Origin of the sequence: Salibacterium aidingense DSM 18341 (assembly GCF_000429685.1) — a bacterium.
Lineage (GTDB): Bacteria > Bacillota > Bacilli > Bacillales > Marinococcaceae > Salibacterium > Salibacterium aidingense.
In genome coordinates, this window is sequence record NZ_AUCI01000001.1 from 312,756 (window position 1) to 331,803 (window position 19,048).

Consider the following 19,048-nt stretch of genomic DNA (forward strand, 5'->3'; position numbering starts at 1 on the left):
GACAGGGTGTTCTTTAAAACATCACCCGACATATTACGACAATTCCCGGGTGGTGACAGGCACGAGGAAGACTTGGGTGCCGATGGGGAGAGGGTTATGGGCAGGGGCGTGCACGGTCCATTGGTGTCCTTTGACGTCGACAAGATAATGGATTTCTTTGCCTTGATACTGACTGTGCAGGATCTGCCCTTCCAAACCATTCCCCTCTTGATTCAGTTGAAATTGTTCTGGTCTTACAGGCAGGGTTCCATTTTTCATAAAGGGGGAGGCCGTCTGTATCGAAGACCAGAGAAGGGACGGATCGGAAAAAGGAGAAAAACCTTCTGCACTCCAGGTTCCCGGCACCATATTGGCCTTGCCGACAAAGGTGGCAACAAATTCGGTACGCGGCGTGTTATAAATCTCACGCGGCTTCCCTATTTGTTCTATCGTTCCTTGATTCATCACAATAATGCGGTCCGCCATGGCAAGTGCTTCAGACTGATCATGGGTGACATACACAATGGAGGTTTTCGTTTTTCGATGGATGGTCTGGATTTCTTTTCGCATGTCCAGGCGCAGTTCCGCGTCCAAACTGCTTAAAGGTTCGTCCATCAGCAGCAGGAAGGGCTGGGCCGCAATTGCTCTGGCAAGGGCGACCCGCTGTTTCTGTCCGCCGGATAATTCATTTGGCATACGGTCGGCATACTCTTGCAGGCCAACCATTTGCAGCACTTCGCTCACACGTTCTTTTTTTCGTTGATGCAGTTCCTTCGAGAGGTATTTATGATGCTCCAGAGGGAAACGAAGTTGTTCTTTCACTTTCATATGAGGCCAAAGTGCAAAAGATTGAAAGACCATTCCAATGTTCCGTTTTTCCGGCGGTGTCACGTGAACCGGCGTAGCCGTCTCGACGCCATCTATCTCAATCTTCCCGGTCGTCGGTGTTTCAAATCCGGCTAGAAGACGGAGAAGAGTGGTCTTCCCACACCCCGATGGTCCTAAAACAGCTATAAATTCTCCATCTTTCACTTCCAGATCAATGGAAGAAAGAGCTGCCGTGCTGCCAAATAGTTTTGTTACTTCCCGCAGCGTCGTCGTCATTGGTTCCCCACCTTCTTTTTCCAATAGTTGTGAACCAGCAGTAATACGAGGAGGCTCATAAGCATTAGAAAGACAATAATAGTCGAAAAGGCGGTGGAATACTGGGTATAGCCCGCCTGTTCAAAATCAAAAATCGTGACCCCGATCGTTTCATTTCCTGTCGACATAAGCAGGGAGGATACTGTTAATTCGGTAAAAGACGTTAGAAACACAAGAAGGGTCCCGCTGAGGACGCCGGGCAGAATCAACGGCAGCATAATTTTCCGCCACTTCGACCAGCCCTTTGCCCCAAAAATATGAGAGGCTTCCTCCATCGATGGATCCACCTGCATCAACGCCGTGATGCTTCCCCGCACCTGCAGTATCATAAATCGGGTGACGTAAGCGATAATTAAAATTCCTATCGTCCCATAAATCCCGGGATTCCATCCGGGAATTGGTTCCATCCATGCAAAAATCATGGCAAGGGCAAGCACCATTCCCGGCAGGGCATAGGGAACTCCGATGACGATTTCCACGCTCCGAGTAAGACTGGAAGGCCTACGGACACGATAGTACGCCACCATCGTACCTAAAATTAAAGCGGTCCCGGCTGTCGTTAACGCAAGGACTAAGCTGTTGCCGATGGCCCCCTGGGCTTTTTCATTTTCAAAAAGGATAAAATGATAATTCGCCCCCGTTATCGTATCCCAGCTTAAATCCACCCCATACGCCGGAAGAAAGGAAGAGGAAACCATCGAAGCCAAGGGTACAAAACTGATAAACAGGAGAAACGACCAGACCGCCATCTCTACCAAAAGACGCCAGGATCCCAGAGAAAAACGCGGCCTTGTGTCTTCATGTGCCGTTTCCAGCTGTTTTGATTTTCTTAAAACCAGCCATTGCAACACAGTGCCGGCCAGGGCAATAACCCCTAATATCACTGATAACACCGCGGCCCGGGAAAAGGCGGACGGGCCATAGCCTGCCACCTCCTGATAGATAGCCGTGCTCAACACGGTGATATCCCCCGGAATACCGAGAAAGGCCGGAATTCCGAAATTATCTAAATTCGCTAAAAAAGCAAGCAGCCCTCCTCCTGCAATACCCGGCAGGGCTAAGGGCAGTGTTAATTTCCGAAATACCGTCATGCTTCCAGCGCCTGATGCCCTGGCGGCCCACAACAGTTCCTGCGGAATTTTTCTCAAAACAGCAACCGTAAAAAGATAGACTAACGGGTAATGGGAAAGCCCAAGCATAAATATCATGCCTGGAAGTGTGTATAGATCAAGGGTTGCCGCGTTACCGGGAAGCCAGGCAAGCATATTGGAAAACCAGCTGGAGCTTCGCAGCAGCTGAGTCCAGGACAGCGTTACAATATAAGATGGGATAATAAAAAGAAGCATGACCATAACATGAATCCATGGTTTTGCCCGTATATCGCTGTATGTAACGAGCCATCCCGCCAGCACCCCAAGTATCAGGGCCATGATCGTGGATCCGGCAGCCATCCAGAGGGTATTGGAAATTACATGCCAGGTTCCGGCTTCGGACAACACCTGCAGGTAATGACGCAGCGTCCCCCCTGTTTCTTCCGTAAAACTAAGCCATATCAATCTGCCAATAGGAAGCACAAACACGAGGAGCAGCAAACCCAGACTGACAGCAATGAATATTTTTCTCCACCAGATAGGATGGATGGAAAAAGAAGACAACCGTGCGGCTGTCCCCTTTTGTTCCGTTCTCTTCAGGTCCTGCATGAGCAGTGTCACTCCTCTATTCCTGCGCTCCCACTACGTCAGAAAACTGCTGTTTATCTTCTTCACGATGCTCGAGAAGCTCTGCCACATCATGGGAGAGAACGTCCATTTCCTCCAACGTCTTCAAGCCTTCTGGCGCAGAAACACCTTCCCTTATCGGTGTGTAACCAATATCAGTGGAGACTTCCTGTCCGTGTTCTGACAAGACAAAGTCCACAAAGGCCTGAGCAGCCTCTTCATTCTCCGTATTTTCCATAATACCGATGGGCTCAGTAATAACAGGAACGCCCTCGTCCGGATAAACGAGCTCAATCGGAGAACCTTCGGCTGCTGCCCTGGCGACGATAAAGTCCACTACCATCCCATACGCTTTTTCGCCGGAGGCGACGGACTCCAGAACTCCGCCATTTCCTTGTACCACGGATATATCATTATCCCTTAAACTCTCAAAGAATTCCCAGCCAAACTCCTCCTGCCGGCTCATGACTCCTACATTATAGGCCGCTGCTCCCGAATAAAGGGGGCTCGGCATAATGCTTTCCCCGGCTGCTTCATCAGAAAGGAGAGCCTTCCAGGAAACCGGGGTCTCTTCCACTTCATCGGTATTTACAGCCAAAATCGTAGAAATAATTTTGGTGCCATAGTATGTATGACCCGGATCGATGAATTCGTCGGAAATGCCTTCTGCTTCCGGCGATTCATAAGACATCAGCATATCCTCTGCTTTTAACGACTCGAAAGTCACAGCATCCGCTACCAAAAGGACATCTGCCTGTACATTGCCTGCCTCATTTTCCGCCTGCACCTTGCTGATCACTTCTTCCGTTCCGGACCGGAATACCTCCACGTCGACCTCCGGGTACTCCTCGTTAAAGGCAGAAACCAAAGCCGAAGCATCCGCGTCCGGCTGCGACGTATAAAAACTCAATTCCCCTTCCACCCCGGTTTCTTCTCCTTCGGCCGTACCTCCCTCCGATGGCTCGTCATTTTCTCCACATCCGGCAAGAAAAGCCGCCGCTATAATGCCGCACCACAGCATGTTTGTTTTTTTCATCTCCTTGTTCCTCCTTTATGTCTGCCCCTATCCAAGGAAAATCTGACCCATTTGGACACGTTTCCTCAGCTCCTATGGTAATGGACAAACATGAACCTGACGTAAAGCAGAGGATAGATTTTTGTAAACATCTGTGAAGAGCATTGCCCTTTTTCCGGCTTCTGTCACAAAAAGCCCTGCAGAGTTGTATTCTCCGCAGAGCTTTCCTCCACCATAAAAATTATCATTCGACAAAACCCGGGTGGTGACAGGCACTCAAATGGTTTCTGCTAATCTCCAAATGGCAAATTCCTGATTTCCATTTTTCTCAGCTGTTGTTTTATTTCCACTAGCTGTATTTATAACAGTATTGTAAATTTCTTCTCCCATTTCAATCCTTGTGCTTGAGCCTTCCATTATTTTTCCAGCATTGACATCAATATGTTCAGCCATTGTTTCGTATAGTTCTGAATTACTCCCAATTTTGATTACCGGCACAATAGGTGATCCTGTCGGGGAGCCTTTACCAGTAGAAAATAATACAATTTGTGCTCCCCCAGCTGCAAGTCCAGATACGGATTCCACATCGTAACCAGGGGTGTTCATAAAAACAAAACCTTTTTTAGTGGGGGGTTCTGCATAATCAATGACCTCATTTAAGGGAGCGTTCCCTCCTTTTTTGATACACCCTAATGATTTTTCTTCCAGTGTGGTTAACCCTCCTGCTATGTTTCCTGGGGAAGGATTTGCAGATCTTACGTCCTGTCCCGTTTCTTTGATACGCTCTTCATATTCTTTCACCATGTCTATAAACTTAGCAGACACTTTCGGATGAACTGCCCGCTCAGCTATTATATGCTCGGCCCCGATCGCTTCTGTTGTTTCCGCCAAAATACTAGTCCCTTCGTCTTTCACAAAGTAATCAGAAAAACAGCCAATGGCTGGGTTCGCTGTAATACCCGACCACGCATCCGATCCTCCGCACTCCAATCCAACTATTAACTTTGATACATCTACCGACACCCTTTTCTCCATACGACGGTTTTCTACAGCAGTTTTTAACCATTGTTTCCCTTTCTTAAACATTTCTGTTATCGTTCTTTCTTCATCTAAACAAAGTACTTTAACGTGATGCCGTTCCTTATTTAATTGTTCCTCCATAACATGAGTAAGATTATCCTCTTTCATTCCCAAAATTAAGGCTGCGCTTACATTAGGGTGTCCTGCTATACCTTGCAGTGTTCGGACAGTCTGGGTTAAATCTTGGGGAAACTGAGCTTCTCCTCCTTGATGAACGACTGGTATAACTCCTGGTACAAGCTGAGCCATCTTCCTGGTGAAACCAGCTAATTTTCCTATCGCGTTTATGACAATAACGTGATTTCTAACTCCCACACTGCCATCGGCCCTTTGATAGCCATTAAATGTTTTCATTGTACCTCCTTCTCCTCGTAACAAATCTTTTACAACAAGGAAAAAATGGGTTAAATATATTAATATTAAAATCATCGTTCTTCCATATTTAATCCACGAACATTATTCACGTGGACATGGAAGCCTATAGGAATATCCTCCAAAGACATCCCCATGCACTCGCCGTATTTCATGATTTTTTCTCCTTTTTTGATTGCATGGATAGCTATTTTGTGTCCAGAAGGGATATTTTCTTTCAATGCTATATTTTTCTTTTCTCCCTGAATAAAAAGCAGCTCCCCTGCACTTAAATTTGAAAGAGCCACCACTACGTTGTCCTTATTGTCTAACTTTATAGCATTTATTTTTTGATTCATGGGATCCCCTTCTTCCACTATTATCTAAAACACTAAAATGTAGTACCAACATGAGGGATTGAAAATTCTCCTAAATCGTATTTTTCTAAACTTGTTTGTTGTCCGGATCCAACCTGAAGTAATGTTTCAATTATTTTTTCCGCTTGAACCTCTGCTTCTTCCTCTGTTAACCTATAATCTATTAAATCTTCAAAATATTCAGTTGAACTGGATGAATGGACTGTAAGGCAAGGGAGAATGAGGGACCCAGTAAGTATATCCCTGCTGCTTATTACTATAGCTATATTACAACCAGAGGAAGCCATGGCTGATAAGGTTTCTGTTAAATTGTTAGAAGCCTTGGTAAAATAAAGTCCATTACCGGCAGGTTTTTCTGAGTAATAAAGAAAATTGCGGACTTTACTATTCCCGGTTAATGCAAGTTCTAGCGAAGCTCTTGCTTTTTCCTTTTTAGAGTAGCTGTTTCTGATATTTTTTGAGGTATAAGCTTCTTTCCATTGCTTTCGATCTAGTCTATCTTTTAAGGATAAAAATTTATTTTTCACCTCATCATTATCCGTACGTTTAGACAACTCGAGGTAAGCAGGAGCAAGAGTCTCCGTAAGTCCCATTAGTACTGTTGCATCGTTTTTTACTAATATATCTACCGTTTTACCTATAATTGAAGTAACTTTATTTAATTTTTCATCCTCCAAATCCAAAGCTATAACCCCAACTGATAGAGAGGTAATGGAAAAAATTCTTCTCTTTCTTTCTACTTTCTTTGACCATTCTTCCGCTATTTGCATTCCTTTATTTATTGTGTTCTTTCCACCAGCTAAATACTGAATGCCGATCCCTTCTAAAGGTTTATTTTTTGGAATACTTCTCAATAATCCAGAAATTTGATTGGTTTCACACCCCAGGCCCACCAGAAGAGCTGCATATAAATTGGGGTTTGAAGCCATTCCAACTAACATATTTCTTGTCACTGTAAAATCGTCACCAAGCTGGGCACAACCATTGGAGTGAACAAGCGGAACAGCATCGTTAACATTTTCAGCAATTTCCTTTGTGACCCTGCTTGAACAAATAACTGAGCACACTACTCCTATATAATTTCTGGTACCAACAGTACCATCGCTTCTCAAATATCCTTCAAATTGATATGCCATTCCTGCTTCCTCTCCTCCATCATTCAAGTCTTTCATTATATGCTTTTTTAATGATTGTTTCGATATCTTCAGAGCTCGTTTTTCTTGGGTTTACGTGAATATTTCCACTCCTCATGGAATCTTCTACTAATTTAGGCAGCAATTTTAAATCTATCCCTAATTCACTTATATTTCCTGGAATATTCAAAGATGCATTTAATCTGATGACTGCTTCTATTCCACTTTCAGCCTGATTGAAAATGGATGCACCTACAGGAGCTTGGCCTAACGCCTGCGCTATTTCAGCCATTTTTTGAGGGCAGGCAGGAAGATTGAACCTCATAACATATGGGAGCAGAACGGCATTAGCAATTCCATGAGGTATATCAAACACTCCTCCAAATGTATGAGAAATAGCATGAACGTTCCCTAACCGGGATTGAGAAAAAGCTGCCCCTGCAAGCATAGAAGCTATTAACATATTCTCCCGACTTGTCATATCATCTGCAACGAAGTATGATTTTTCGATATTTTCAGATATTATTGTAATGGCTCGAATAGCCAGAGCTTCACTAACTGGATTTGATGTTTTTGAAGTATAAGATTCTATTGCATGTGTTAGAGCATCCATTCCAGTAGATGCTGTTATTTCTTTTGGAAGCTGTAATGTTAACAAAGGATCTAATAATGCCCGATGTGGAAACAAATAGGGGCTAATGACAGCTGCTTTAAATTGGGTATTTGTATTCGTGACAATAGTAGATGCTGTTACTTCACTTCCGGTACCCGCTGTTGTGGGTATAACGGTCAAGTCCAGCCCGGGATTACCAACTTTATTGACTCCTTCGTAATCTAGTATATCTCCCTCATTTTCTGCCATGAGAGCAATACCCTTGGCCGTATCAATACTGCTCCCGCCTCCTACAGCCAGCACATGCTTTGCGCCGTACGCTTTAAGTTGCGCTGCCCCTTTCATTATACTTTCAGAACTTGGATTCTTTATGACTTGATCAAATACCTCATAAGATATGGAAGAAGACCGCAATGTTTTTTCGATAACATTCAATAAACCAGCTTCTCTGATACCTTTATCGGTAACAAGAAAAATTTTTTCCGCCCCCAAAGAACGAAAGGTTTCCCCTAAATTTTTAGCGATACCTCTTCCCGCTTCTACTGAAGTGGGAATAAAATAATTAAAATTCAATGACTCTCACTCCTCCCTTATTCATAAATAGGTCAACCTTTTTTTGATAAAAGGGAAAGAAGGGAATTTACTCTACCCCTTCTTTTTGCTCTACTACTTGCATCAATCTTTTTGTAGCGTCTTGTAAGTGGTTATCCATTGCTTCTACACAGGCGTCGGGATCACGTTTTGAAATAGCCTGGTACACATTATAGTGATCATTATAGGAAAACTGTGTTTCTCCAACGTCTTCTATAACCAATTTAATCCACGTTCGCAAAAGAGATTGGATGCTTGATAAAATCCCTATAAACACAGTGTTTTTAGACATTTGAGCTACTTTCAAATGGAATGATATATCCAATTCTACAAAATCTTCTATGGTGGAGTTTTTCAGCTTTCTTAGTATCATTTCTAATTCATTAATTTCTTCATCACTGCAACGCTCCGCCGCTAATTTTACAATGGATAGTTCAATCTCTTTTCTTGCTTCAATTAAATCGGTAATTCTGTTTTCCCCTAAAAATAATCCCCATTCAATGGATTCGAGCAGTAATCCAGAGTCTGCTTTTTTTAAATAAGTACCGTCTCCCTGCCTGACTTCTAATATACCTAAAACGGTAAGAACTTTAATGGCTTCTCTAATGGCGGAACGACCGACTCCAAGATTATCCTGCAGTTGTCGTTCAGTTGGAAGCTTTTCTCCTGGTTTGATACTGCCAGATGAGATGTAGTCTAATAATGTACGGGTTAATTGTACAACTATAGGATTTTGCTGTATGGGTTTAAATTCATACTGATTGTTCGACACCATTGGTTTCCTTTCTTTCATACAAATTTAAAGATCAACCTATAGATGTATTTTAATCTCATTAATTTTTTAAGTCAATCTTGAGAATAGATAGTATACTAGTGATCTGGTAACGCTTTAACGGAAGTCCCTGAGGGAATTCAGCCATGAGACATTTATATCAAAAAAGGCTCTTTGCGTTTGATATAACAGTTAGCTGTCCACCCTGGCCAACGTTTCATCTGGCTTAAATCCCAAGGCTTCATAATGGGAGGTTCGTACTTTTTGATCTTTTTGTAAAATAGCTCGAGCAAACGTTAATACTTCTTCCGCGCGCTCCTGGGGAATGACTAATACTCCATCATCATCTGCACAAATGATATCCCGAGGCTCTATATGAACACCTGCACATTTCACAGGAACACCTATCTCTCCCATTTTCATTCTGCCGGAAACGTGTTGAAATGTTTTCTTCGTGGAAAATACATTCACCTGCTCCAAGTTACATTCATAAATATCACGGCAGCCCCCATCTACCACAGCGCCGACCATTCCATCCAGGGTATATTTCATCATGTTTTCCGAACCTAATATTCCTCCGGGATAGCCTTCCATGTCTATAACTAGCACATGGTCTGTAACATCCTGTTTCTTCATTTCTTTCATAAAAGAATAAATATTTCCACAAAATTTATCATTTTGTTCCATATATTCTTCCACTGTGGAGCATGGTTCAAATGTTTCGTTGGAGTGTTCCAATTTTACAGTCCAGGCCCACCCTGCAAATGAAATACCTGGTCGAATGGGAGTCATTTCTGTAGACATCGTTCCTTTACTTACCAGTCCCAGGGCGTCCATTCCATCAGATAAATCTGCTACTCTACACTGTCTAATTCCTTCTAATAGTTCTTGCTCTGTCATGCTCATTTATTACTTCCTCCCCATTTACTAAATTAGTTTTTCTCCGTAAGGTATACAACTCCATGTTCATTTTTTACTCGGTGAATATTCAAGTCTTTTATTTCTGCCAGTACAATTTCCGCTAAAAACAATATTTCCGTGCCTTCCTCCAAGTGTCCGATATAATTACCTTCTCTATCCTGTGCAACAATGTGTAAATGGGGTTCCCCATCTATTACATTCCCTGACAACGCTCCCAGTTCTATAGGTCCACTATTTTGAACTGTGATGAATTTATCGTTAGACGTGGGGCCCATGCTTGTAGGAAGATGATAAACAAGCTTTTGCATAGAACCAACAGCTCCATATACTACCGCATTATTAATATTTTCTTCTTTTAGTTTCTCACGAATGCTTTCAAGAAGTTTATCTCCTTTTTCCAGATTTATAACGATCGCTCTTCCAAATCCCTCTCCAAAAAACATCTTATCACTGCTCATTCCAGTTTCCTCCTTCAATCATTAAATGCTCACTAAGTTATCGTGTAGCCTCCGTCCACAACAATCGTCTGGCCTGTGACAAAATCACCTCCTTTTAAAAGTGCATGGGCCATGTTAGAAATATCTTCAGGGGAAGCTGGGCGCCCTAAAGGGGTTCCCTCACTATGTTTTTGAATATGTTCGTCCTGCCCTTCGACCCAGCGTGTTAATACAACTCCAGGTGCTATGGAATTAACTCTGACACTGGGTGCAAAAACACGCGCCAGTGATTTGGTTAGACTAATTCCAGCTGCTTTTGAGGCTGCATAAGCAATCGAACTCCCCGTCCCATTACAACCGGCTATAGAAGTAATATTCAGAATCGAACCATTATTTTTTTCTAATTCATCTTTACAGGCTCTGCTCGTATAAAATATCCCTTTCACATTTACATTTAACGCTTTATCCCAATACTCATCTAACATTCCCTCTAAATCATGCAATGGCACAAAGTTTGTAGCTCCAGCATTATTTATTAATACATCAATACTTTCAAATTGGTTGACCGCCTCCCTGCACATCGATTCAACTTCTTTTTGTTTAGAAACATCTGCCCGGTAAATAATACCGTCAGATCCTTTTTCTTTTACCATATTTAATGTAGTTTCCGCTTCCTGTTTAGAAGAGGAATAATTGATGATAATATTCGTTTTTTCTTCTGCTAATTTTACGGCAATAGCTCTTCCAATTCCTGTACTTGCCCCGGTAATGAGGATCGTCTTACCGTTTATATTCATTCCTTTTCACCCCCTTTACAAGCATTGCGGAAAACCGGCTTTATTTTATGCCCGTAGTGGCAATGCCCTCGATTAATAACTTTTGAAAAGCAATGAAAAAGATAAAAATTGGGACAATAGATAGTAATGACATGGCAAACATTGCCCCCCATTGCGATTCTCCCATGGCATCTAAAAAGCCTCTAAGAGCCAAGGAAACCGTCCATAAATTTGGATTGCTGAGATAAATATACTGACTGAAAAAATCATTCCAGGTCCATATGAACGTAAAGATGGCTGTTGTTACAATGGCAGGAAGCATTAATGGAAATATAATTCTTGAAAATATTTGGACAGGGCCGCAGCCATCGATTCTTGCGGCATTATCTAGTTCCCGCGGTATTCCCCGGACAAACTGAACCATTAAGAATATGAAAAAAGCGTCGGTTGCCAAAAATTTCGGGATAAATAACGGTAAAAAAGTATCCACCCATCCTAAATAGTTAAAAATGAGATATTGTGGAATTAACAGCACATGATAAGGTAGCATAATAGAACCTAACATCAATGCAAATAACAATGTTTTAAGAGAGAAATTCAACCGGGCAAAGGCATATGCTGCCATAGAACAGGTAATCACATTTCCGACAATGCAAAGCCCAACTATAATGAATGAGTTTGAAAAAAATGTAGTGAAAGAAACCCCGGAAATTCCCTGCCACCCTTCCATAAAATTTTCAAGCGTTACTTCTGTTGGGATAATGCTTACTTCTCTGAAAATGATTTCAGTTGGTTTAAAAGCACTGCTAATCATCCAAAGCAATGGATACAACATAACAAAAGCTCCAACAAAGAGGACGCTAAATTTCATAATATTAGCATATTTTCTTTTCATTCGGCTTCCCCCTAACTTTCATAATGCACCCATTTTCTGGCACTTAGAAACAGCAAACTTGTAAATACTGCAATGATAATTAGTAAAATCCACGCTAAGGCTGACGCATATCCCATTTGAAATTCTGTGAAAGCCTTTATGTACAAATAAAGGGTATAAAATAATGTAGAGTCCAAGGGACCTCCACTTTCCCCGCCGACAATAAAAGCTGGAGTAAACGCCTGAAAAGCACCGATAATCTGCATAACGAGATTAAAAAATATTATTGGTGTAATCATAGGAAGCGTTATTCTAATAATTTGATCGAATTTATTTGCACCATCAATAGAGGCTGCTTCATACATTTCCATTGGAATTTGTTTTAAACCTGCCAAAAATATTACCATCGGAGATCCAAACTGCCAGATTAACAAAATAATTAACGTGTATAGCGCAGTCGAAGGATCAGATACCCAACTCTGCCCATCAATACCAAACAGGCTTAATACATCGTTAACCATACCTTCCATACCAAATACTTGTCTCCAAAGAATTGCAATGGCTACACTGGGACCTATCAGCGATGGGATGTAATACACAGCTCGGAATGCTGACAATCCAAAAACTCCTCTATTTAATATAAGAGCAATCGTAAACGCCATCGCTAATTGCAACGGAACTCCAACAAACACATAAATCAGAGTTACTTTAAGGGATTGCCAAAACCTTCCGTCTAACGTGAACATTTCGATATAGTTTCCCAGACCTGTCCACGTTGGTGCTTCAAACATATTATAGTTAGTAAACGACAAATAAAGAGAAGCAAACATAGGGATAAGCCCTAGAAAAATAATGCCTATCAGCCAAGGACTTAAGAAAAGTAATGCATACTTGTTTTTCTCCCAGAGTTTTTTCAATAACTTCACCACCTTACGCTTTCTCTGTAAAACTAAGGAAGCAGAGGGCCGGAACTATTATCTAATCCGGCCTTTTTTACTCCGGTAACTTAATTTTGGCTTAACGCTTGTTCTGCTTCCGCAAAAAATTCGTCTACCGCATCCTCAATCGAAATCTCCCCATATCCTATCGATTCAGAATAACGATAATAAGCCTGTAAAACCGCAGAAGAACCTGCCGGACGACTTGTGGTCACCGGAATATCGTCAACTACTTTTTCCATGTGCTCAATAGCTTGTTCATCAAGAGGTTGAAGGGATGGTTCAAGATTTTCCCGCACTGGTTCCGTCCCTGGTATTCCGTTTTCTGCAGCATAAATTTCTGTGGCTTCTAAATCATTTACAAAGTAATTGATTAATTCTGCTGCTTCCTCTTTATGTTCCGAGTCATTACTCATTACAATCGCTGGAATTTGTAATTGTTCGCCTCCACTAAACTCCCCATCTTCCATAAGGGGCCAGCGAAGAATTTCCAATTCATCTCCTTCCACATATCCAGACAGCATTTTGGCCCTATTGGAAGGCCGATCAATAAAAATCGTCTTTCCCTGAGCAAATAAACTACTTTCATCTGGAAGCCCGGACTGTTCTGAAACCAATTGGGCAGGTGGAATTGCTCCCATCTGACGCAACTCATCCCAATAAGTCCAGAATTCTACTAAATCTTCTTTACTAAAACCGAGTTCCTTACCATTTTCCGTAATAAAAGAACCACCTTTTTGTCTGGCCCACATTTCTACGGCATGCTCTGTAACCGTAGGGTCCGGAAGTACATATTCACCTTCAGGAAGAACATTCACAGCCTCTGATGCATAATCTTTTAATTCCTGATAATTCATTTCGGGAGAAGGGGCTTCTAACCCTAAATTCTCCGCCTTGCTTGTATTGGCAATTAAGGACTGAATTGTTACTCCTTTAGCAAGTGCAAGTAAGTCGCCTTTATACGTCCCAGCTTCAAGAACTGATTCATCCCATCCTTCCAGGCTGATTTGTTTTCCTACATAAGGTTCTAAGGAAGCAATAACATTTTTGTTAAAATACTCGTCCCCATACAACAACAGGTGAAGACCGAAAATATCGGGTAGATTCCCCCCTGATCCCTGAGTTGATAGTTTTGTCCAGTAATCATCCCATGAGGAGGGTTCTCTTACTATTTTTACTTCTGGATGTTCTTCTTCGTAATTGTCTAGGATTTCATTATAGATGTTATGGCGCTCTGCACTTCCCCACCAAGCAAACCGCAGTTCAACTTTCTCATCCTCCTGTTTATCACCTTCCTGATTATTACCATCCGCAGTTGATTCACTGTCGCCGCCACAAGCAGCCAATAAAAATACAAAACAAAAAAAAGTAACAAAAGAATGTAAATTTTTAAGTGTCATTTATGAACACCCCTTCACAAATTTTTATGACTTATTTTTCAAGCTATCCTCCTTTTCACCCTTAGTATGAAGCGCTTTCATTATTTGTTTAAAAAATACGCCATTAAATTGGTCGATTCATTAATTGGTTAACCTATTTTTCATTAAACTATTTTTCTTTGGAATTGTCAATAAAAATTATTTGAAATTTTTAAATTTAAACAACTTTAAATTCATTTACTTATTAATTGGTCAACCTTTAAAGCAATTTAACTATATGTTATATTAAAAGTCAATAACAGTGGAAGCCTTTTCATAAAATGAATGATATCGGGACCTTTGCCCAGAGAGGTGTATGTCAAGCAGTTATCCTTATTGGTAGAACATGAAAAAGAGAAAAGAATACTTTAGGGAAACTTTAGCGGGGAGCGAAGAAACTATGGGGAGGAAGAAACCATGACCGGAATTTCAGGCGGCCTTTATAAACTAAAAAACGGTATAATGAAACTGGCTCACTTAAATATTTTATGGATTGTATTTAGCTTTACTGGATTTATTTTATTTGGAATATTTCCAGCAACTACTGCAATGTTTGCCATTTGTCGTAAATGGATTCTTGGAGAAGAGGATTTTCCCATCATCCGCACTTTTTGGAAGTATTATAAAAAGGATTTTATTAAAACTAACTTATTTGGACTCACTCTCCTGATAATGGGAGTGATGTTATACTTGGATTATATTTTGCTTTTACATGAAACTAACGGTGTTATAAAATTAATATTATTTATAACAATCCCCTGTTCCATTCTTTTTGTTCTGATTCTTTTATACATTTTTCCTGTTTATGTCCATTATGAAATGAAAACTTATGATATATATATAAACGCCTGTATGATAATGTTATTCCACCCATTTTTGACTTCATTAATGTTATGCAGCAGTATACTAGTCATTATTTTAATGATAGCTCTTCCAGGATTGATTCCTTTCTTTGGAGTTAGTCTTCTTGCGTGGATTCTAATGTATCTAGCGACTATTTCTTTTTCGAGGGTTGAACAAATAAGACAAAAAACAAATATTCAAACGAGAGTTTAAAAAGCATCTTTAACCATTTAAAATTAATTTTTATTTAATTATAAAAAAAGAGACTGGACGGTTACAGTAGTGCCCCCAGCCTCTTTTTTCTTACCATTTACTAATTCCAATTGCTCAAATAATTTTACCTTCCTTTTAATAGGTAATATTCTTTCAATCTACACTCAGACAGTCATTCGACAAAACCCGGGTGGTGACAGGCACTTAATGGGTTTTCTACCTGGCCGTGTTCGGCGGCATGGGGGCGGTCGTCTCCTTCCCGGTACCCGTCTTCCAACATTCGGTTCCGGTTCAGGCATAGTTTGGTCATCGTGGGCTGAAAGAGGTCGAACAACTTGAACCGCTCGGATAATTCCGGAAATTGGTCCTCGTAGGAGCTGATGGTCTGCGCTGCCTGTTGCCAGAATGTTTTTTCGTCCAGCAGGCCTTTCACATCAAGAAGATCAGCAAGATAGCGGAAATGGCAGATAAACAAGCCGGTGAAAATAAACTGCACCAACCCTTGCGGCGGTTCCCTGCGCAGAACCGTCTTCAGCTGCTCCGGCACGAAGGAGAGCTCCGGCAGCGGCTGATCGCTGATATTCACATCATCCACGAAGTCTTTCATAATCAGGCGCTGTGGAATATTCTGCTTCAACACCACGATAGCGTTCTGACCATGCGGCGAAAAAACGGTACCGTATTTATACAGATAATGAAGGAGTGGCGGCAGAATAGCCCGGCACAGGGCTTCTATCCAATCCTTCGGTGCCAGCCCGGAGCGCTCGATCAGCTCCTGCGCCAGAGGCCGGCCTGCTGCATCCTGATGCAGCAGGGCTGCCAGTGTCATCGGGTGCTCCTCGTCCTTCAATGCCTCATAGATGCTTTCTCTCCAGACCGTACCGAGCAATTCCAGATAAGAATACGGCGCCCCCGGGAGAGAGTGAAACCTATCATGAGCCACATCAATAGAGCCGATTTCCCCAAGCAGCCCGATATCACATATATCGCGCAGAAATTCATCTTCTTCCCGGATGTCCTGCACCCACTCTGTCACGTCCGGGGCAATTAGAGTCCGTTCACTTGGCAGCCCCCGGTAAACGAGGGTATTTAAAATGCTGATAGGAAGCTTAACATGGTGTTTATGCCTGTTTGTTCTATTCACAAACGTTCGAATCGATTGCTGCGGCAGATACTCATCCCTGGAAAAATCCAGCGGAATGAGGCGCTGATCAGCCAGGTAATCCGCGTACAGCGATATAATCTGGTGTTCCCACTGCCAGGTGTGCACAGGCATAAAATAATAACCGCGGGGATCGGCTCCTGCCTGTTGAACGATTCGGCGGAAGTGCTCCCTTTCCTCTCTTGTCAGCTCGTGTTCCAGCAGACGCTCCTCGTTCCATCCCCCGGCTGTCTGAAACGAAGCGGCTGTATGATGGACCGCAAGCCAAAATAATCGGACAGGCTGCTGTTGTTCCGGAGCGTAATCAAGATAATCCGCATAGCTGAATCCAATCCGTCCTTTGTTGTAGGTGATCCACGGATGACCGTTCATCTCCCCTTCCAGTTCGGCGTAATCCATCTCGGCCATATCCGCTGCCGTCGTTGTTTTATCCAATAGATGGCAGTCCGCCGCCAGGGTGTGATAGTATTCTTTGATTAAATGGGAGGCTGTTTCACTCGATATCGGTGCCGTCTGCTGAAGCTCCAGTAATAAATCCTGAGCGAGCACAGGCAGCTTATTCCCCGCTTTTTCTTTTTCTATGGTCTCTTCGAACACGTGAAAACTGTTAAACAAACGTTTGATGACCTCAAATGTATAAACGGCGCCTCCCAGTTCTACCTGGAAACGATACCGGTCCTCCCCTTTTTTCGTTTCCGTCTCTGCTTGTATAATATTTTCATATAAAAACTCCTGCAGCATTTTGCCGGTAAGGCGCCGGTTAGCTTTTTTCCAGTTCTCTCCGCGCAGTGGAGCCAGGGCTTCTGTAGAAATCATATCAACTCTTCCTTTCTTTCTTTAGATGACACAGGCCAGCCAAATTGTTGAAACACATTGGTTTCCCGAACCGGATAGACCGTCCTTCCTGCTAGTTCATTAACAATAACGGCATTGCGGTGGGCTCCTAGCCCAAGATCAGGAGCCCCAACCCCGTGTGTGTGCATTTCGCCGTTCTGGACAAAAATATGATGGGCACGGTTGCTTTGCCTGATTCGGTATTTCTCATCAATGAGAAGCCGTCCCTTTTCATCCCGTTCGAGGCCGTGCTCGATTCCCTCCAGAAACGTGGGAATGGCAGGTTTATACCCCGTTGCAAGAATCAAGCCTTCTGTGTCAATCGTGTGAGTTTCACCGGTATGAACGTCACAAAGCGAGAGCTCATATGCCCCATCTCTCCTCTGTATTACCTCCGTCAATTCCGTCTGCGCCTGCAGCCGCACGTCGCAGGGCGAACCGCCGATCGTCTGCTCATAAAGCTCGTCATAGATCGCAGCAATTGTATCCATGCTGATGCCTTTATATAACAAGTCCTGCTGCGTTAACAGCTGATCTTTCACCGCTGGATCGAGGTGATAAAAGTAGCGGGTGTACTCCGGAGAAAAATGTTCTAACCCTAGCTTGGAGTACTCCATCGGAAAAAACCCGGGAGAGCGGGTATACCACTGCAGGCGGTATCCATGCTGTGGTTTTTCCTGCAGCAGGTGGAGAAATATCTCCGCCGCACTCTGCCCGGAACCGATCACGGTGAGGGAGGATTTTTCTGTCATTTCCTGTTTTTCGAATAAAAACTCGGCAGAATGGCAGCAGCCGCTGCTGTCCAGGCTTGCTGCGGCCGGCGGCAGTTCCGGTCTGGTCCCAATGCCTGCCGCAATATGACGGCTGTAATAATACTCCGTTGTCTGTTGGAAGGCGTTCTCCACCTCTATGACGTAGACTCCCTTCGCTGACGCAAACGTTACGTTCGTGACCCGGCGGCCGAACAGGCAGGAGGGAAGCTTCGACGCGGCCCAGCGGCAGTAATGGTTGTATTCCTGCCGCGGGATATGGAACTTTTCATAAAAGTAAAAGGCATACAGCCGCCCCTGCTCCTGTAAATACTGCAGAAACGTAAATGGGCTTTTCGGATCAGCCATTGTTGTCAAATCTGCCAGAAATGGCACCTGCAGCGTGGTACCGTCAATAAGCATTCCGGCATGCCACTGAAACTCCGGATTTTCATCGAAAAACAATGCCTCAAGCTCCGGTGTTTGATCGAGCAGAGCAGCCAGCCCCAGGTTAAAAGGGCCGATCCCTGCACCGATAATGTCATACACCTTGTCTGCCTGCTTCATTTCCTACACTCCTTTCCCATGTTTCCCGGCGGCAGCCCATCAACAGGCCGCGTTTATCCGGAAGATCCACCGGCTTCACCGCTTCAAACCCGCACTGTTTAAATACATGGATCATTTTGTCATTACGAATATCTGGTTCTGCCACGATAAGACGCGTCCGCGGCTCCTCCCTGAACTGAAAGGAAATCATCGCTTCCACCAGCGGTCGTGCGCAGCCCTTTCCAATATCCTCTGCCGGTCCAATTAAGAGATGGATCCCTTGATCATAGGAACGGGCCTTGTAGAAGCCGCCAATGACATCATCCGCTGCCCAGTACGCTTCCCAGTAACTCATCGGCCGTCCGTCGAGGCAGCCGATATACAGAGATTGATGGGAATCCGCGAGAGCCTTTTTCAGATGCTGGCGGAACGCCTCCTCTGATTGATTCAGCTGCCAAAACGGAATCACATGCTCCTGATGCATCCATCCATGTAAAATGTGAAAATCATGTGCTTCCAGGACCGGGCGAAACTGTATGTTCCGTCTTATCCGGGGATGATTCCA

18 protein-coding genes are annotated in these 19,048 nt (G+C 43.2%); 1 reads left to right on the forward strand and 17 read right to left on the reverse strand.

What is annotated here, in order from left to right; genetic code table 11:
* Positions 1-33: 33 nt before the first annotated feature.
* The 14 genes from G475_RS23975 to G475_RS0101570 all read right to left on the reverse strand — a co-directional run bounded on the left by G475_RS23975 (position 34) and on the right by G475_RS0101570 (position 14,118).
* Positions 34-1,083, reverse strand: coding sequence for an ABC transporter ATP-binding protein (locus G475_RS23975; RefSeq protein ID WP_035709767.1), 1,050 nt, complete (start codon positions 1,081-1,083; stop codon positions 34-36).
* Positions 1,080-2,822 (reverse strand): ABC transporter permease, encoded by a 1,743-nt coding sequence (locus G475_RS0101505; RefSeq protein ID WP_051302039.1) that lies wholly within the window; start codon positions 2,820-2,822, stop codon positions 1,080-1,082. The genes G475_RS23975 and G475_RS0101505 overlap by 4 nt, the downstream gene beginning before the upstream one ends.
* Before the next feature lie 16 nt (positions 2,823-2,838).
* Positions 2,839-3,876 carry an ABC transporter substrate-binding protein gene (locus G475_RS0101510; protein WP_026699747.1) on the reverse strand — a complete coding sequence of 346 codons (1,038 nt, stop codon included), beginning with the start codon at positions 3,874-3,876 and terminating at the stop codon, positions 2,839-2,841.
* A gap of 255 nt (positions 3,877-4,131) precedes the next feature.
* Positions 4,132-5,289, reverse strand: coding sequence for a UxaA family hydrolase (locus G475_RS0101520; RefSeq protein WP_026699749.1), 1,158 nt, complete (start codon positions 5,287-5,289; stop codon positions 4,132-4,134).
* 71 nt (positions 5,290-5,360) lie between these two features.
* Positions 5,361-5,645, reverse strand: a complete 285-nt coding sequence (locus tag G475_RS0101525; RefSeq protein WP_026699750.1) for a UxaA family hydrolase — start codon at positions 5,643-5,645, stop codon at positions 5,361-5,363.
* 32 nt (positions 5,646-5,677) lie between these two features.
* Entirely contained in the window at positions 5,678-6,799 is a 1,122-nt protein-coding gene (locus tag G475_RS0101530; RefSeq protein ID WP_026699751.1) for a UxaA family hydrolase, read from the reverse strand.
* A gap of 19 nt (positions 6,800-6,818) precedes the next feature.
* Entirely contained in the window at positions 6,819-7,982 is a 1,164-nt protein-coding gene (locus G475_RS0101535) for an iron-containing alcohol dehydrogenase (protein ID WP_026699752.1), read from the reverse strand.
* A 67-nt stretch (positions 7,983-8,049) separates the two neighbouring features.
* The gene (locus G475_RS0101540; protein ID WP_169728500.1) at positions 8,050-8,772 is read right to left on the reverse strand and encodes a FadR/GntR family transcriptional regulator; all 723 of its coding nucleotides are present in this window, start codon (positions 8,770-8,772) and stop codon (positions 8,050-8,052) included.
* Positions 8,773-8,964: 192 nt separating this feature from the next.
* On the reverse strand, positions 8,965-9,678 hold the full coding sequence (locus G475_RS26220; RefSeq protein WP_051302040.1) for an RraA family protein: 714 nt from the start codon (positions 9,676-9,678) through the stop codon (positions 8,965-8,967).
* Between the two features lie 26 nt (positions 9,679-9,704).
* Entirely contained in the window at positions 9,705-10,151 is a 447-nt protein-coding gene (locus G475_RS0101550) for a PPC domain-containing DNA-binding protein (protein WP_026699754.1), read from the reverse strand.
* A gap of 32 nt (positions 10,152-10,183) precedes the next feature.
* Positions 10,184-10,927 (reverse strand): SDR family NAD(P)-dependent oxidoreductase, encoded by a 744-nt coding sequence (locus tag G475_RS0101555; RefSeq protein WP_026699755.1) that lies wholly within the window; start codon positions 10,925-10,927, stop codon positions 10,184-10,186.
* Positions 10,928-10,967: 40 nt separating this feature from the next.
* The gene (locus G475_RS0101560; RefSeq protein ID WP_035709775.1) at positions 10,968-11,801 is read right to left on the reverse strand and encodes a carbohydrate ABC transporter permease; all 834 of its coding nucleotides are present in this window, start codon (positions 11,799-11,801) and stop codon (positions 10,968-10,970) included.
* An 11-nt stretch (positions 11,802-11,812) separates the two neighbouring features.
* Complete coding sequence (locus G475_RS23985) at positions 11,813-12,706, reverse strand: carbohydrate ABC transporter permease (RefSeq protein WP_407636184.1); 894 nt, start codon at positions 12,704-12,706, stop codon at positions 11,813-11,815.
* An 80-nt stretch (positions 12,707-12,786) separates the two neighbouring features.
* Positions 12,787-14,118, reverse strand: a complete 1,332-nt coding sequence (locus G475_RS0101570) for an ABC transporter substrate-binding protein (protein ID WP_026699757.1) — start codon at positions 14,116-14,118, stop codon at positions 12,787-12,789.
* 435 nt (positions 14,119-14,553) lie between these two features.
* Between G475_RS0101570 and G475_RS0101575 the strand changes: the two genes are divergently transcribed.
* Positions 14,554-15,192: a YesL family protein gene (locus tag G475_RS0101575; RefSeq protein ID WP_051302042.1), complete on the forward strand. Its 639-nt coding sequence runs from the start codon at positions 14,554-14,556 to the stop codon at positions 15,190-15,192.
* 172 nt (positions 15,193-15,364) lie between these two features.
* On the opposite strand, the gene G475_RS0101580 is transcribed toward G475_RS0101575, so the two are convergent.
* The 3 genes from G475_RS0101580 to G475_RS0101590 are packed head-to-tail and all read right to left on the reverse strand — an operon-like array spanning position 15,365 to position 19,033.
* Positions 15,365-17,170, reverse strand: a complete 1,806-nt coding sequence (locus tag G475_RS0101580; RefSeq protein ID WP_051302044.1) for an IucA/IucC family protein — start codon at positions 17,168-17,170, stop codon at positions 15,365-15,367.
* On the reverse strand, positions 17,167-18,504 hold the full coding sequence (locus G475_RS23990) for a lysine N(6)-hydroxylase/L-ornithine N(5)-oxygenase family protein (RefSeq protein WP_051302046.1): 1,338 nt from the start codon (positions 18,502-18,504) through the stop codon (positions 17,167-17,169). The genes G475_RS0101580 and G475_RS23990 overlap by 4 nt, the downstream gene beginning before the upstream one ends.
* A complete protein-coding gene (locus G475_RS0101590; RefSeq protein WP_407636185.1) occupies positions 18,479-19,033 on the reverse strand; it encodes a GNAT family N-acetyltransferase in 555 nt (184 codons plus the stop codon). The genes G475_RS23990 and G475_RS0101590 overlap by 26 nt, the downstream gene beginning before the upstream one ends.
* Between the last annotated feature and the right edge of the window lie 15 nt (positions 19,034-19,048).

Coding starts and splice junctions, on each gene's coding strand:
- G475_RS0101570 (WP_026699757.1), bottom strand. CDS start 14,118: ATGACACTTAAAAATTTACATTCTTTTGTTACTTTTTTTTGTTTTGTA.
- G475_RS0101520 (WP_026699749.1), bottom strand. CDS start 5,289: ATGAAAACATTTAATGGCTATCAAAGGGCCGATGGCAGTGTGGGAGTT.
- G475_RS23990 (WP_051302046.1), bottom strand. CDS start 18,504: ATGAAGCAGGCAGACAAGGTGTATGACATTATCGGTGCAGGGATCGGC.
- G475_RS0101560 (WP_035709775.1), bottom strand. CDS start 11,801: ATGAAAAGAAAATATGCTAATATTATGAAATTTAGCGTCCTCTTTGTT.
- G475_RS0101550 (WP_026699754.1), bottom strand. CDS start 10,151: ATGAGCAGTGATAAGATGTTTTTTGGAGAGGGATTTGGAAGAGCGATC.
- G475_RS0101510 (WP_026699747.1), bottom strand. CDS start 3,876: ATGAAAAAAACAAACATGCTGTGGTGCGGCATTATAGCGGCGGCTTTT.
- G475_RS0101580 (WP_051302044.1), bottom strand. CDS start 17,170: ATGATTTCTACAGAAGCCCTGGCTCCACTGCGCGGAGAGAACTGGAAA.
- G475_RS0101505 (WP_051302039.1), bottom strand. CDS start 2,822: ATGCAGGACCTGAAGAGAACGGAACAAAAGGGGACAGCCGCACGGTTG.
- G475_RS0101575 (WP_051302042.1), top strand. CDS start 14,554: ATGACCGGAATTTCAGGCGGCCTTTATAAACTAAAAAACGGTATAATG.
- G475_RS23975 (WP_035709767.1), bottom strand. CDS start 1,083: ATGACGACGACGCTGCGGGAAGTAACAAAACTATTTGGCAGCACGGCA.
- G475_RS0101555 (WP_026699755.1), bottom strand. CDS start 10,927: ATGAATATAAACGGTAAGACGATCCTCATTACCGGGGCAAGTACAGGA.
- G475_RS0101530 (WP_026699751.1), bottom strand. CDS start 6,799: ATGGCATATCAATTTGAAGGATATTTGAGAAGCGATGGTACTGTTGGT.
- G475_RS26220 (WP_051302040.1), bottom strand. CDS start 9,678: ATGAGCATGACAGAGCAAGAACTATTAGAAGGAATTAGACAGTGTAGA.
- G475_RS0101525 (WP_026699750.1), bottom strand. CDS start 5,645: ATGAATCAAAAAATAAATGCTATAAAGTTAGACAATAAGGACAACGTA.